This window comes from Paenibacillus castaneae (assembly GCF_002884445.1).
Taxonomy (GTDB): Bacteria; Bacillota; Bacilli; order Paenibacillales; family Paenibacillaceae; genus Pristimantibacillus; species Pristimantibacillus castaneae.
Genome location: NZ_KZ614144.1, coordinates 949,957 through 964,483 on the forward strand (window position 1 = coordinate 949,957; position 14,527 = coordinate 964,483).

The 14,527-nt window shown below is 50.2% G+C and carries 9 protein-coding genes; all 9 read left to right on the forward strand.

Annotated features, from left to right (window positions below):
* The first annotated feature begins 70 nt into the window (after window positions 1–70).
* The 9 genes from CEF13_RS04025 to guaA all read left to right on the forward strand — a co-directional run bounded on the left by CEF13_RS04025 (window position 71) and on the right by guaA (window position 14,423).
* A complete protein-coding gene (locus tag CEF13_RS04025) occupies window positions 71–3,109 on the forward strand; it encodes an efflux RND transporter permease subunit (protein ID WP_102709533.1) in 3,039 nt (1,012 codons plus the stop codon).
* A gap of 263 nt (window positions 3,110–3,372) precedes the next feature.
* Complete coding sequence (locus CEF13_RS04030) at window positions 3,373–4,374, forward strand: methionine ABC transporter ATP-binding protein (RefSeq protein ID WP_102709534.1); 1,002 nt, start codon at window positions 3,373–3,375, stop codon at window positions 4,372–4,374.
* A complete protein-coding gene (locus CEF13_RS04035) occupies window positions 4,371–5,033 on the forward strand; it encodes a methionine ABC transporter permease (RefSeq protein WP_208414581.1) in 663 nt (220 codons plus the stop codon). The genes CEF13_RS04030 and CEF13_RS04035 overlap by 4 nt, the downstream gene beginning before the upstream one ends.
* Window positions 5,034–5,091: 58 nt before the next feature.
* Window positions 5,092–5,946, forward strand: a complete 855-nt coding sequence (locus CEF13_RS04040) for a MetQ/NlpA family ABC transporter substrate-binding protein (protein WP_102709535.1) — start codon at window positions 5,092–5,094, stop codon at window positions 5,944–5,946.
* Window positions 5,947–6,163: 217 nt separating this feature from the next.
* The gene (locus tag CEF13_RS04045) at window positions 6,164–7,396 is read left to right on the forward strand and encodes a polysaccharide deacetylase family protein (protein WP_102709536.1); all 1,233 of its coding nucleotides are present in this window, start codon (window positions 6,164–6,166) and stop codon (window positions 7,394–7,396) included.
* A gap of 87 nt (window positions 7,397–7,483) precedes the next feature.
* Entirely contained in the window at window positions 7,484–8,521 is a 1,038-nt protein-coding gene (locus CEF13_RS04050) for an AAA family ATPase (protein ID WP_102709537.1), read from the forward strand.
* On the forward strand, window positions 8,518–10,059 hold the full coding sequence (locus tag CEF13_RS04055) for a DUF58 domain-containing protein (protein ID WP_166742854.1): 1,542 nt from the start codon (window positions 8,518–8,520) through the stop codon (window positions 10,057–10,059). Before CEF13_RS04050 ends, CEF13_RS04055 begins: the two co-directional genes overlap by 4 nt.
* Window positions 10,040–12,727, forward strand: coding sequence for a transglutaminase-like domain-containing protein (locus CEF13_RS04060; protein WP_102709539.1), 2,688 nt, complete (start codon window positions 10,040–10,042; stop codon window positions 12,725–12,727). Before CEF13_RS04055 ends, CEF13_RS04060 begins: the two co-directional genes overlap by 20 nt.
* Before the next feature lie 157 nt (window positions 12,728–12,884).
* Window positions 12,885–14,423, forward strand: a complete 1,539-nt coding sequence (gene guaA / locus CEF13_RS04065; RefSeq protein WP_102709540.1) for a glutamine-hydrolyzing GMP synthase — start codon at window positions 12,885–12,887, stop codon at window positions 14,421–14,423.
* Window positions 14,424–14,527 lie beyond the last annotated feature (104 nt).

Below are 14,527 nucleotides of genomic sequence, written 5' to 3' on the forward strand. Positions count from 1 at the left end.
AAATCTCGCAGGGTTTGAATTGGAAAAATAATGTAATCAATCGTTTGAGATGAGAAGAGGAGAGAATGGTATGAAATTTTTCACAAATTTTTCATTGCGTAATCCAGTTGCTGTTGTGCTTTTGGTTATTCTAATTGCAGTAGGCGGTGTTTATTCCGCGTTAGGATTCAAGCAGGAACAGCAGCCAGAAATTGCTTTTCCAGGAATTATCGTATCAGCGATATACCCAGGAGCAGCGCCGAATGAAGTTATGAATCAAGTTACGATGCCGCTGGAGAAGCTGCTGCGGAATATGGAGGGCGTCAAAAGTGTGACCTCTCAATCCGCGAATAGTATGTCTATGCTGCAGCTTGAATTTGGTTATAACGACGATATGAAGAAAAAGCAGGCCGAAGTTGCTCAAGCGTTGGGAGAGGTACAGCTTCCAGATGGTGTGCAAAAGCCGGAGGCAAAATATTTCTCGACGACGAATCAACCGATTATGTACACCAGTGTTGCTGCGCAAGGAGGAGTAACGGAAGAGCAATTAACGGATATCGTCAAAAACTCGCTGCTTCCTGATCTGCAGGCAATCGAGGGAGTTAGTGACGTACAGATCGTCGGGTTAAGGGACGATGGCGTATATATCCGCCTTGACGCCGCAAAAATGGCCGCGAAGGGCATTACATACGATCAAATACTGGGAGGACTGCAAGCTAATAATCTGAGCATTCCGCTTGGTGAGGCTGCGATCGATCAAACGAAGCTGCCGGTATTTGTTCAAGGAGATCTTCGTTCCATTGAGCAGTTGAAAGCATGGAGCCTGTCCCCTAACGGTGAAGTCAAATTAACGGATATCGCCGAAATTACGCAAGGCAAAGATTTAAGTATAATCAACAGGACGAACGGGGTAGCAAGCGTCAACCTGAACATTGTGAAAACGGGCGAAGCCAACACGGTGGATGTTTCGGAGAAAGTTCTGAAGGTGTACAAGGACGCCGAGAAAGATGGCGGAATCAAGTCGCTCATCATGTATAACCGTGCAACAGATGTGAAGGAATCGGTTAATACGTTAGCTCGTGAAGGGGCACTTGGCGCATTGTTCGCATCCATCTTAATTTTGTTCTTCCTTCGGAATTTTAGAGCTACGCTCATTGCGATCGTGTCGATTCCGCTATCTATGCTGATCGCTATGATTTGTTTGAAATATTTTACCGATGTGACATTAAATATTATGACCCTTGGCGGGCTTGCCGTGGCAACAGGACGCGTTGTGGATGACAGTATCGTGGTCATCGAGAACATCGTCCGCCGGATGCGGGGCGAGAAGGTTACGAAAGAATTGATTTCATCGGCTACTGCTGAGGTGGGCAGGGCAATTACTTCTTCCACCATTACAACGGTTGCTGTATTCGCACCGCTTGGCTTGCTGCAGGGGATGATCGGAGGATACTTCCGTCCATTCGCATGGACTGTTGGATTCGCGCTTCTTTCTTCTCTACTAGTGGCGCTTACCGTCGTGCCGCTTATGGCTTGGGCCTTGATGAGAAATGGAAAGCTGGCAGAACCGAAAGAATCGGCGATGAGCCGTGGATACAAGCGAGTGCTGCGATGGTCATTAGGTCATAAAGCGATCGTGCTCATTGTGGCTTTCCTGTTATTCCTAGGCAGTCTTGTGCCGATATTTGCTGGCAAGGTAGGCGTTATTCTGCTGCCGGAAACGGAGTATAAATATATATTTGCTACTCTTGAAATGCCTAAAGGTACTGAGCTTGCAGCTGTAGAGAAAGAAGCAGCGCGCATGGATGCTGTCATTCGGGAGTATAAGGATGTCGTTAATACGAACGTTACCGTGGGCGGCAGCTTCGGAGGCGGCATGGGAGCGGCACCTAATCTTGCGGATTGGTTCATCGGCTTGGATTCGAAAGCGGATCTAGATGTGTTTATTGAAGAAATGAGAGCAAAGGTTGCCATTCCTGAGGGCAGTGAATTCAGCCTGATCAAGGATGATATGGGCGGCGGCGGAAGCATTGCCGTTACTGTGACTGGTTCTTCCATGAATGATATTCGGACTGCAACGGAGAAAATTACGACAGCTGTTCGAGAACTGCAAGGAACGGATAACGTAAGCAACAATCTTCAGAATGGAACCAGAGGCGTTGCTATAGAGGTCAGACAGAAGGATGCTAATAAATATGGATTATCTGCGGCACAGGCTTCGTTCATGCTTCGGCCTTTCTTGACAGAAACAAATGCCGGGCGGATCGGTGACGGCTCTACAGCCAGTGATTTGTATTTGGCACTGAGCGGTTCATCTATTGCATCAACGAGCGATATTGAGAATTTGAAGCTGCTGTCGCCATTCGGCACATTCATTCAAGTGAAGGATATTGCCGATGTCAAAGTAGTACAGCTTCCTAGCACGCTGCTCTACAAGAACGGTGCAGAATATGCGACCGTATCTGCACAAATTACAGATAAGAATGCAAGTAAAGTAAATCAAGCTTTGAATAAAGCGTTGGAGACGCTTGAACTGCCCAAAGGCGTTAACTATTCTCTTGGAGGCAGCGACGAGGACGTTCAACAAATGATGCAGGATATGATGATGGCTATGCTTGTCGCCGTCGGAATGGTCTATATCGTAATGGTTATCGCGTTCCGTGAAGGCAGAGCTCCGCTTGCCGTATTGTTCTCCTTGCCGTTTGCGTTAATCGGTGGTTTAGTCGGAACGCTGGCAGTCGGAGAGCCGCTATCAGTCTCCAGCATGATCGGGTTTCTTATGCTGATCGGCATCGTCGTGACGAATGCAATCGTCTTAATCGAACGGGTACAGCAGCAGATCGAGCATGGACTCAGCATACGGGATGCACTTATTGAAGCGGGTGGAACTCGTCTTCGTCCCATTCTTATGACTGCAATTGCTACAATCTGTGCGCTAATGCCGCTGGCAATCGGCCTAGGCGGCGGAAGCATTATATCAAGCGGCCTTGCGATCGTCGTCATCGGCGGCTTGACGAGCTCGACGCTGCTCACGCTAGTAGTCGTGCCGGTCATGTATGAACTGCTCTACTTCAAACGCTCGCGCAAGCAGCGTATGAACAAAGCCGAGACGCTTCATACGGCAGCTTAATTAAAGAATGTATAGGTATTACGCTTAAATGGAAATATGACATTATTTCCGCTCAAGAAGAGGAACGTATTCGGCTTTTACTGCCGAGTACGTTCCTTTTTCGACTAAATGGAATGTTTACCTTATCCGTCTTCTTCGTATAATTACACCCAAAATGGTATAATGCATTGTCTAGCTCAAGGTGTTGGAAACGAATTACCGTTGACAGAAAGCTAACACATTTATACAATATGTTTTTGTTCGTCCGATAGGGGGTTATTTAACTGATTAGTCTTATAAACATCAAAAAATCATACCGAGTGGGTGCCGCTTCGGTTGAAGCTATTCGTGACGTTAGTTTGGAAGTTCGGAAAGGTGAAATATTTGGCATTATCGGACATTCTGGTGCGGGAAAAAGCACCTTGCTCCGCTGTGTCAATTTACTTGAGAAGCCGACTTCAGGCTCGGTATTCGTGGGCGACGTCGAGCTGACCGGTCTGTCTGAAGGCCAATTGCAGCAGCAGCGCCGGCGTATCGGGATGATATTCCAGCATTTCAATCTGCTGTCCATGTCAACGGTTCGTGAAAATATTGCCTTCCCGCTTCTGCTAGCTAAGCTCTCCAAGGCAGAGATAAACAAGAGAGTGGATGAGCTGCTGCAGCTTGTACAGCTGGAACAGCATGCTGATAAATATCCAGCGCAGCTATCAGGGGGCCAGAAGCAAAGGGTAGGCATTGCAAGGGCGCTTGCGAACAATCCGGACGTGCTGCTTTGCGACGAGGCAACTTCGGCGCTGGATCCGCAAACGACAAATGCGATCTTAGCTTTGCTGCTTGATATTAATGCGAAGCTTGGCATTACGATTTTGCTTATTACACATGAGATGAACGTGATTCGATCAATCTGTGACCGCGTAGCGGTTATTGATCAAGGCGATATTGTGGAGATGGGCGATGTGCTGCACGTCTTTTTGAATCCGGAGCATCCGGTCACTCGTGATTTTGTCGATCAAGTTTCAGATCAAGGAGTGAATGGCCAAATGCTGCGTGAGCGGAAAGGCCGGCTGCTGCGCATGACCTATATCGGGAATTTGACGTATGAGCCTATTCTATACAATGCCGTGAAGCCGACGGCGGTGCAGTTCGCGATTTTGCAAGGAACGGTATCGCGTATGAAGCAGACGCCGTATGGTCAGCTTATTGTAGAACTGATCGGAGACGATATGGAGATTGAACGCGTTATTTCCGTTCTGCGTCAGGAAGGACTGGAGGTGACAGCGGTATGATGAGCTTCGAGCATGTCCGTTGGCCGGAGATATGGGAGGCTACAAAGGATACGTTATACATGATGACCGCATCATTGATATTTACGATCCTGTTCGGCTTAATTCTCGGCGTCATCCTGTTTCTAACCTCGCGCAGGCAGCTGCTTCAGCAGCCGCTCGTTTACGGTGTGCTATCTGTAATCGTCAATATATTGCGTTCGGTGCCGTTTGTCATTCTTATGATTCTGATTATGCCGGTAACGAAGTTCATAACCGGAACAACGCTTGGCGTTGAGGGCTCGATTCCACCGCTTATTGTGGCGGCAACTCCTTTCTTCGCCCGGCTGGTGGAAACATCGCTGCGCGAGGTTGATCGCGGCGTTATTGAAGCGGCACAAGCGATGGGAGCGTCCAAATGGGATATCGTAAGGCGTGTGCTTTTGCGTGAATCCAGACCAGGCTTAGTTGCTGCAATAACCATAACTGCAGTGACCCTTGTCTCTTATACGGCGATGTCTGGCGTCATTGGCGGCGGGGGATTAGGAGATTTGGCTCTTCGTTATGGCTACCAACGATTCCAAACAGATGTTATGATAGTTACCGTTGCCCTGCTTATTGTGCTGGTTCAACTGCTGCAAACGATCGGCGATGTGCTGGTAAGACGTTTCAGCAGAAAATAGTTTTTAATCATTGCCTTCAGCTTAGAAGGAAATAACAGAATGTAATGGGGGAATAAACATGAAGAAGACAAGCTATATCGTTGTAGCGATGATGCTTATGCTCGCTCTAGCGGCATGCGGTCAAGACAAGAATGCGGGAAATAATAAGAATGGCGCTGAGGTTAATCAAGGCGCGGGTGCAGAAGCTCCGTCGGAAGTAACCTTGAAAATTGGCGCATCGCCAAAGCCTCATGCGGAAATGCTTAAATTTATACAGCCAATGCTGAAAGAGCAGGGCGTAAACTTGGAGATTCTTGAGTTTAATGATTATGTTCAACCGAACACACAGCTGTTTGAAAAACAAATTGATGCTAACTTCTTTCAGCATATGCCGTACCTGGAGCAGTTCAACAAGGATAAAGGCTATGATCTAGTAAGTGTCGCAGGCGTTCACATCGAGCCTTTCGGCGCTTATTCGAAAAAAGTGACAAAAATCGAAGATCTGAAAGATGGCGCTAAGGTTGTTATTCCGAACGATCCATCGAACGGTGGACGCGCGCTTGCCCTTATGGCGGCAAACGGCTTGCTCACGCTTAAAGAAGGCGTTGGCGTAAGCGGTACAGTAGCGGACATTACAGAAAATCCGAAAAAGCTGAAAATCCAAGAAGTAGAAGCTGCTACTCTTCCACGTGTATTAGGGGAAGTTGACCTTGCGCTTATCAACACGAACTATGCGCTTGAGGCAGGTCTTGTACCAACAAAGGATGCTTTGTTTATCGAAGGCAGCGATTCACCATATGTGAATATTTTGGTGGCACGTCCGGATAACAAGGATTCCGAAGCTATGCAGAAGCTAGCAGCAGCGCTTCGTTCGCCAGAAATGAAAAAATTCATTGAAGATAACTATAAAGGCGCGACTGTACCTGCATTTTAAGCGACTGTCGCGGCCAACCGCCAACCAGCAAACCAAATAAGCAGAAAACAAGAAGAGACGTCCCGCCAATCCGGCAGGGGCGTTTTTTTGTGTACCTCGTGAATAGCCCATCTTTATTTTATCCCATGCATTTAGTAGAGAAGCCGCTCATATAATCTATCAGAATGAACGCACATGTAGGTTCATATTCGCGATGTGGAGAAGGGTGGCATAATGAATGCGGCGTATGATGCAGGCAGCGATTTATGTATTGGTTTTATCATTTGGCTTATTTGAGCTGGGAGGCTTTGCCCTGTACAAAGGAGAAGCACTGCGAGAGATTTATAGTGAACAAGCAGGGCCGGAAACCACAGTTGTTTCTTATTATAAAGCTAAGCTGCTGCTTGCCGAACCTGCAACCTATGAGTCTGTGCAAATGGAAACTAATAAACCGACAGTCATAGAGACGGATCTGCCAAATAATAGAGTTGAGTCGAAGCTGCCTACAAAGAGCGAGAAAATTATTTACTTAACATTCGATGACGGCCCCAGTAAAAATACGGAGCAGGTGCTTCAAATATTGAAGCAGGAGGAGGTCAAAGCGACGTTTTTTGTGCTCGGAGAGCAGGTGCTGAAGCAGCCTGAAATGACAAAGCGAATAATCGAGGAGGGCCATTCCATTGGCAATCATACGTTTAATCATAAATACGAAAGCTTGTATGGTGATTTCGCGGAATTCGCAGATCAGGTTATGAAAACAGACGAGGCTATTTACCGCACGACCGGCGTTAGAACGACATTATTTAGAGCGCCAGGCGGAACGTATCGGAATTTTGATCAAGGCTATTTCGATGCTATGGCGGCGGCAGGCTATCATGTGCATGATTGGAATGTAGATAGCGGTGATTCCAGAAGGATTGGTGTCCCAGCGGCAGAAATAATCAAAACCATTAAAGGCTCCACCCTTGTAAATAAGCTGAATGTGCTGCTGCATGATGGGAGCGGCCATAGTGAATCCGTCAAGGCATTGCCTGCGATTATAAAATATTACAAAAGCAAAGGATATACGTTTGCCTTGTTAACGGATCAAATCGAGCCGATTCAATTCGGCGTTGCCAAACAGCTGAAATGGACTCGGCCAAAGGTGACAGAGAAACAAGCGACGAATCTCGCGAAATTTTCAGAGGAATTTAGCAATAGCGTCAAGCGGGCACAGGCTGAGAAGCAGGCGCCCTCTCTTATTTTGCATCGGGGTAATCATGAATTGGTGCTTAAGCCCGATGAATATCGATTAATTAAAGGGGTTATTGAAATATCGAAACGGAAGCTGACGGAATGGATCGGTGGCGGTGCAGAGCTGAAAGCAGAGAAAGACATGCTGCCATTGCGAATATCATTGCAAAAGCTCGGTATTACAATTACGAATTATGTATATAACGATCAACAGCGTGAGGTTTGGATATCGGATTAATAGTAAGCCTCTAGCAGGTCTAAAATGAGAGAAAGCTGGGGAAACTGAAAAATAGATAGATTTATTTTTCAGGAGGCGAAAGATAGGATGATTTCTCCCCAATTTTCTGAGGAAACTAAAGATGAACGTTATAGTCATTGGCCGGAAGCACCGCAGGTGCTGCTGCACCGATTGCTAGTTAAGGTAGAGAGTGTATTGCTAGGCAAGCAGCAGGTCATTAGAAATACGCTAACCGCATTGTTGGCTGGAGGACATGTCCTGCTGGAGGATGTGCCTGGCGTCGGCAAAACATTATTGGCGCAAGCATTCGCCAGAGCAGTCGGCGGTGATTTCAAACGAATTCAATTCACGTCCGATATGCTGCCTGCTGATATTGTCGGTGGGGTTGTGCTTGATGCTCGCACAAGCGAGCTTGTTTATCGTCCTGGACCGATCATGGGAAATGTCGTGCTAGCGGATGAAATTAATCGAACCTCTCCCCGCACGCAGTCTGCGCTGCTCGAGGCAATGGAGGAGAGACGCGTCACAGTGGAGGGCAAGACACGCCGATTGCCGGTTCCTTTCATGCTTATTGCAACGCAGAATCCTCTCAGCTTCGAAGGGACGAACACTTTGCCGGAAGCACAGCTGGACCGATTCATGATGAGGCTGACGATCGGCTATCCAGGTGTGGCGGAAGAGAAGCGGATGCTGGAGCAATATGCGGGCGGCAATCGGATTGAGCCGGAGCGGCTGCGCCCTGTTATTGCAACGGAGGAATGGCTTCAAATGCAGGCCGAGGCAAGACAAACGCATATGCATCCAGCCTTGCTCGAATATATGGTTCAGGTAGCCGATGCTTCGCGACGCGCTCCTGAGGTGCTGCTCGGTTTAAGCCCGCGGGCATTGCGCGATTGGCTCAGAGCCTCACAGGCCAATGCTTACATGGAAGGACGCAGCTATGCCATACCTGATGATTTGCTGACTACCTCGGAAGCGGTTCTGCCTCATCGGCTATCGCTTCGATATGGTGCTGCAGCAGGCGGCGACGATGCAGCGGCGGTCATTCGGAAAACAATTCGCGGATGTCCATTGCCAGCTGCCGCAGGAAGCGGCTTTGGAAGCGGAAGCAGGAAGCGCCAATGAATGTATTTAGACAGGATGAGAAGCTTCAGCATGTAGAGCTGGCAGCCGCAGGCGAAGAGGCGAATGAAGCATATGCCGGTGATGAATTAGAGATGCAGCGCAAATATGGAGATGGAGATGGATATGCCAGCCATCATTCGAACACCGTACAGCGAGGAGAAGCGCTAGATAGAGAGCAGAAGCAGTCTGCCAGCAATTATCGAACGAGATGGGTTGCATGGTCTGTTATTGCCGTTGGCTGGGCCTGCAGCCTGGCAGCCATCCTGCTGCGCGGAGGCTCGGTGGAATGGTTTCTGGCAGCAGTGTTAAGCGCGATAGTTGTTGTTAGCGGAATAGCGCCTATACTAGCTGCCAAAGGCTTAAGCGCTGTTCGAGTATTATCGCGTCAAGAGACGAGGGAGGGCGGCCAGCTTCAAGTGCAGCTGACGTTGAAACGCTCTTATTACGTTCCGCTTGTTTGGCTGGCGGTGCGGGATGAAGCGACTAATGAGAGCTCGCTTTCGGGCATTGGCATTCTTTTCCGTGAAGTATTGGTTCCATCGCTTCGCAAGGAGGCGTCCATCCGCTATACCATGCATAAGCTGAGACGCGGAAGGCATCCTTTCGGCCCCGTTTCCGTAACGGTAGGCGATTGGCTCGGATTAACGGCGATTCGCAAGCAGCTGGAGTGCAAATCGGAGTTTGTGGTGCTGCCGGGACTGCCTGCAATTGATCTATTGGAGCCGCCGGGTGAACGAAGAAGCGGTGCTTCCGTTTCTATTCAAGGCATGCCGCTGGCGGGAGCTGCTCTTGATTATCGAGGCGAGGCTGGACGCGAAGAGATTACAGCTGCGGTGAGAGCTGCTGGGCTGGGACCGGATAGCCGTCCTTACAGGGAGGGCGATTCACTGAGGCATCTGGACTGGCGCAGCGCGGCCAAAGGACGCGGTCTGCAAACAAAGGTGTATGCCTTAGAACAGCCGGCTCAAACGGTGATCGCCGTTGACACGGCTGCTTCAGCCTATGAATGGGATGACCGGTTGTTTGATGCGTGTGTAGGGTGGGCTTCGCTTGCGGTGCAGCAAGCAGCTGCTTTGGGCAGTATGGTGACGCTGTTGACAGGGCAAAGGCAAGAGGTGGAATTGCAAGAAGAGAACAGCAGCGAGCCTGTGCGACAAGAGAGTGAGCAAAAAATCGGCATCACCAGACTTCTTCGGTCCATGGCGCTGCTGCGAGCTGACGGGAAGGGATCTCTCGCGGGCAGTCTGCTTAAAGGCAGCTGCTCCCTGACGCGCGGCGGGACGATACTTGTATTTACTGCTGATTGGAGAGGCGGGCGGAGCTGGGGGGAGCTAGCTGGCTTTGCCGGGGAACAGGGCTGCCGAATGGAGCTGTTTATCGTTACACGCAGCAGCGTGCCGTCCTTTGCTATGCGCGAGCAGCAGAAATGGCTTGAAAGAGGCGACGTAAAGGTGACCTGGCTGCATGTGCCTGCTAGCATGAGCGCGCTTCCTTACGCTGAGGAAGGAGGCGGCGCAGATGAGCTTGAACAGCGATAAAGGTACAAAGGACGTTTCAGAGAAACGATCTGGGGCAATCGCGAATATGACTATCGAACAACCAAGCGAGACGTGGGATGAATCTTTTTCTTATCGCTTCTTGACGAGCGCGCTGCTGTTCGGGCTGCTTGCCGAGTGGCTTCTGCCGTGGACAACCGCGGGAGAGTGGACTGACATTTACCATCCGGGAGCTTTGCTGCTCATCATCGCTTGTATTATGATGGCAGGTTTATTCCAGCTGCCGATGGCGATTTCTTTATTATTTAATATTGTTTTATGCGTATTAAGTTTGATGTGGCTGTACAATGGCTCGGATCAGAGCAACCTGCAGTGGCTGCTCGGACTGCCGATCCTGCTCAAGGACGATGTATTGTTTCTAATGGAAAATGGTCTCTGGGCAATGTCCGGCGAGCTTCGAACGCTGCTGTTATTTATCGGCTGGGCGACGCTAGCCCCAGCTTTGCAGGCGTTTTTGTGGATGCGCCAGACTGCGCTTGGCATAGCATGCCTAACGATCGTGTATTTAATTACGCTCCATGTTTGGCTCGGATTTGATGTGATGAGCGGCGTAATGAGAACCGTTGCGGAAGGGCTGCTGCTGGGTGCTATCGTCAGCGTCCCGCGGGTACAGCGAATTTGTGAGAGCGGGCTCGGCAAGCTGAAGGGATTGGATTTGCGTTGGTTGACGGTATCGGTTTTTGTCATTTTGACGATACTGGGATGTGGATTGCTTCTGGCAAACGGGAGAGAAACCAATATGCCTCCCGCCAACTGGACAGCCTCTATAACGGAACGTTTAGAAAAAGCTTTTATTTCAATGGCTGAGAAAGATAAAAGCACAGTCAACGTGATGGGACAGCCGGTTTCCTTCAAGCTTGGAGGGGCATTTACAGGCTATGGGTTCGATGACAGCGTGCTGGGTGCAGCGGTTCGCAAAGATAACCGCGTTCTTTTTACGGGGAGCTCAACGGTTAAAGCGTATTGGCGCGGTGAATCGAAACGGCTATATGATGGACGAGGCTGGAGTGAGGAAGGAGGTAGCCCAGTGCTGCTGCCCATTCATAACTCTGCTATAGAAGAGTCAGAGGAAGCGGCGGCGGCTGCTGGAATGGAGCAGCATGGACCTGTTATTCGTCAGACTGTCGTTTGGTCAGATCCCGCAGCGGGCATGCCTTTATTTGCTTCAGGAATGTATGGTCAAGTAACCGAGCTGGTTGCTGCTGAACCTCGTCGCAAGCTGGCTAGCTATGTTTCCAATAAAGAAGCAAGCTCCCTGTACGTACAGTCGGAATCCGTCAAGGTGGAGCAATACACAGTCGCAAGCGTAATGCCCATAACCGCTGAAGCGCAATTACGCGCTTTGAATGTAGAGTCGAATGCGCAGACGGAGGATGCGGATGGAGCTGAAGATGCTGCCGGAGCAGTACTCCAGAAGGAGCTTGAGCCTTATTTGCAGCTGCCATCGTCTCTGCCCAGCAGGGTGTATGCGTTAGCGGCGGAGGTGGCTGGTGGCGGTGTAACCAATCGTTATGATCAGGTTAAAGCGGTTGAAAACTTTTTGAAAGCAACCTATGCCTATACGCTCGATAATACGAGAGTACCGCCGGAAGGCAGCGACTTCGTCGATGATTTCCTATTCGAGCAGCGTGAAGGCTATTGCGTGCATTTCTCAAGCGCGATGGTCGTACTGCTTCGTTCACAAGGCATTCCGGCCAGATGGGTGAAAGGATTCACATCGGGTACGGAAGTCGGGACCAGCAAGAGCGGCGAAACGGATTTGGCGGCAAGCGTGCAGCAGGTCAGCTATGAAGTGCGCGGCTCGGATGCCCATGCATGGGTAGAAGTGTATTTCCCGGGCGCAGGCTGGGTGCCCTTTGATCCGACGCCGGGATTCGGCGGCGTCGACCTTGTAGCAGCCGCCGATTCTGCTGGCGGCGCCTCTGGCGCATCCGCGAGCGATGGAGCGGATGCTGCTGGCTCTGGCGAGGCAGCAAGCTTTGCGCGCCTCGCAGGCTGGGCTGAGGCGGCGGCTGAGCAAGCCGCCTCTGCCATTAGGCGCGGGGCAGACGCCCTCGCGCATGCGGCGCAGAGCGCCGCCAAGGGCGCAGCGGCGGCATCGCCAGCCGCTGCTGCCGCTGCAGGCGCGGCCGCGCTGGCGCTTGCGGCCGCGGCCATTGCTGCAGCGCATCGCCAGCGGCTTCGCCTCGCGCTGGCACTGCGCCGCTATGGCGCGGCCTATGAAGGCGCGGCCGCGAAGCTTGTCGGCACCGCCGAGGCCGAGCTGGCGCCGCGCCAAGCCAGGGCGCGCGGCCGCGGCGATGCCTCTGCGCTGCGCTCCGGCTTTATAGCTGTCGCGGAGGCGCATGCGCCGCTGCTGTATCGGCGGCTCGGCAAGCACGCGTCGCAGCAAACTGCGCTCGAATACGCGAGCGCAGCAGAGCCGGCACTTGCAGCGGAGCAGCAGGATGCGCTGCGCCAGCTCATGAGCTGGACCTTGGAGGCTCAGTTCGCCGCGCCCGGGCATTGGGCGGGCGCCCCGAAGCCTTCGGCGCTGCGCAGTGTCATCCGAGTGCTGGACAAACGGCCGCTCTACAAAGCAAATAAATCGAACGTTATACAAAAGCAGGAGCGGGAAAACAACGATAATGTGCTCAAAACATCAAAGTAGCCTGCTTTTGATTAACCATTTTTTGACGAATTCAGGTGCGTAAATGCATCTGAATTTTGTCGTTTCTTGATTTATCCAGCCGATTAAAGTGGATACGCCTTGACTCGTTCAAAGCGCCTTATATATAATTACTACATCTATTGAGGGAGGCTCGGTAATGACTAAACAGAATGAAATCATCGTTGTTCTTGATTTTGGAGGACAATACAACCAACTAATTGCACGCCGTATTCGTGATTTGGGCGTATACAGCGAGCTTTTGCCTTATAACACACCGGCAGAACGGATCCGTGAATTGCAGCCTAAAGGTATCGTATTCTCGGGAGGACCGGCTAGTGTTTATGAAGAAAATTCACCACTTGTAGATCCGGCGATTTATGATTTGAACATTCCAATTTTCGGTATTTGCTACGGTATGCAGCTTATGTCGCATCAGCTCAATGGTAAAGTAGAGCGCGCAGGCAAACGCGAGTACGGCAAAGCAGAGGTTGAATTTGTGGAAGGAAATCAAATCTCCTTCGGACTGGACAAGGTTCAAACGGTTTGGATGAGCCACGGCGACCACGTAGTGACTTTGCCAACAGGCTTCCAAGTTGATGCAAGCACGGACCATGCTCCAATCGCAGCAATGAGCGACAGAGACCGGAAGTTTTACGGTGTTCAATTCCACCCAGAGGTTCGTCACTCTGAATTCGGAAATGAAATGATTCGTAACTTCCTTTACAATGTTTGTGATTGCGATGGCAATTGGACGATGGAATCATTCATCGAGGATGCTATCCAAGATATTCGCAATGAAGTTGGCGACAAAAAGGTGCTATGTGCGCTTTCCGGCGGCGTAGATTCTTCCGTTGTAGCTATTTTGCTTCATAAAGCGATCGGATCTCAGCTTACTTGTATGTTTATCGACCATGGCTTGCTGCGCAAAGGTGAAGCAGAAGGCGTTATGGAAACCTTTGTTGGTAAATTCGATATGCAGGTTATTAAGATCGATGCACAGGAGCGTTTCCTTGGCAAGCTGAAGGGCGTAGACGATCCAGAGCAAAAACGTAAAATTATCGGCAACGAGTTTATTTATGTATTCCAAGAGGAATCAGACAAACTGGCTGATTATGAGTTCTTGGCGCAAGGCACGCTTTACACAGATATTGTAGAGAGCGGCACAGCTACAGCGCAAACGATCAAATCCCATCATAATGTCGGCGGCTTGCCGGAGGATATTAAGTTCAAGCTTATCGAGCCTCTTAAAGCGTTGTTCAAGGATGAGGTTCGTAAAGTGGGCGAGGAGTGCGGCCTTCCAGAAGCGATCGTATGGCGTCAGCCATTCCCAGGTCCGGGTCTTGCTATTCGTGTTCTTGGCGAAGTGACCGAGGAGAAGCTTCATATCGTTCGTGAATCGGATGCGATTCTTCGCGATGAGATTGCGAAAGCGGGTCTTGACCGTGAAATTTGGCAGTACTTCACTGCACTTCCGAACATGAAGAGCGTAGGTGTTATGGGCGATGCCCGTACGTACTCGTACACAGTCGGCATCCGCGCAGTTACTTCCATCGACGGTATGACAGCTGACTGGGCTCGTATCCCTTGGGATATCTTAGAGAAAATCTCTGTACGTATCGTTAACGAAGTAGACAACGTAAACCGTATCGTCTATGACGTAACTTCTAAGCCACCAGCAACAATTGAGTGGGAATAATCAAGCGACACTCTATACACTGAAATACGTTGATTTTATGCCATTTAGGTAAAACTCATATGACTTTCTGAGACCAAAATTCTTTTGAATTGTCTCCAAGATTG

Excerpts from the sequence above, each read along its gene's own strand:
- CEF13_RS04025 (WP_102709533.1), top strand. The coding sequence starts at position 71 with ATGAAATTTTTCACAAATTTTTCATTGCGTAATCCAGTTGCTGTTGTG.
- CEF13_RS04060 (WP_102709539.1), top strand. The coding sequence starts at position 10,040 with ATGAGCTTGAACAGCGATAAAGGTACAAAGGACGTTTCAGAGAAACGA.
- CEF13_RS04055 (WP_166742854.1), top strand. The coding sequence starts at position 8,518 with ATGAATGTATTTAGACAGGATGAGAAGCTTCAGCATGTAGAGCTGGCA.
- CEF13_RS04045 (WP_102709536.1), top strand. The coding sequence starts at position 6,164 with ATGCGGCGTATGATGCAGGCAGCGATTTATGTATTGGTTTTATCATTT.
- CEF13_RS04035 (WP_208414581.1), top strand. The coding sequence starts at position 4,371 with ATGATGAGCTTCGAGCATGTCCGTTGGCCGGAGATATGGGAGGCTACA.
- CEF13_RS04040 (WP_102709535.1), top strand. The coding sequence starts at position 5,092 with ATGAAGAAGACAAGCTATATCGTTGTAGCGATGATGCTTATGCTCGCT.
- guaA (WP_102709540.1), top strand. The coding sequence starts at position 12,885 with ATGACTAAACAGAATGAAATCATCGTTGTTCTTGATTTTGGAGGACAA.
- CEF13_RS04050 (WP_102709537.1), top strand. The coding sequence starts at position 7,484 with ATGATTTCTCCCCAATTTTCTGAGGAAACTAAAGATGAACGTTATAGT.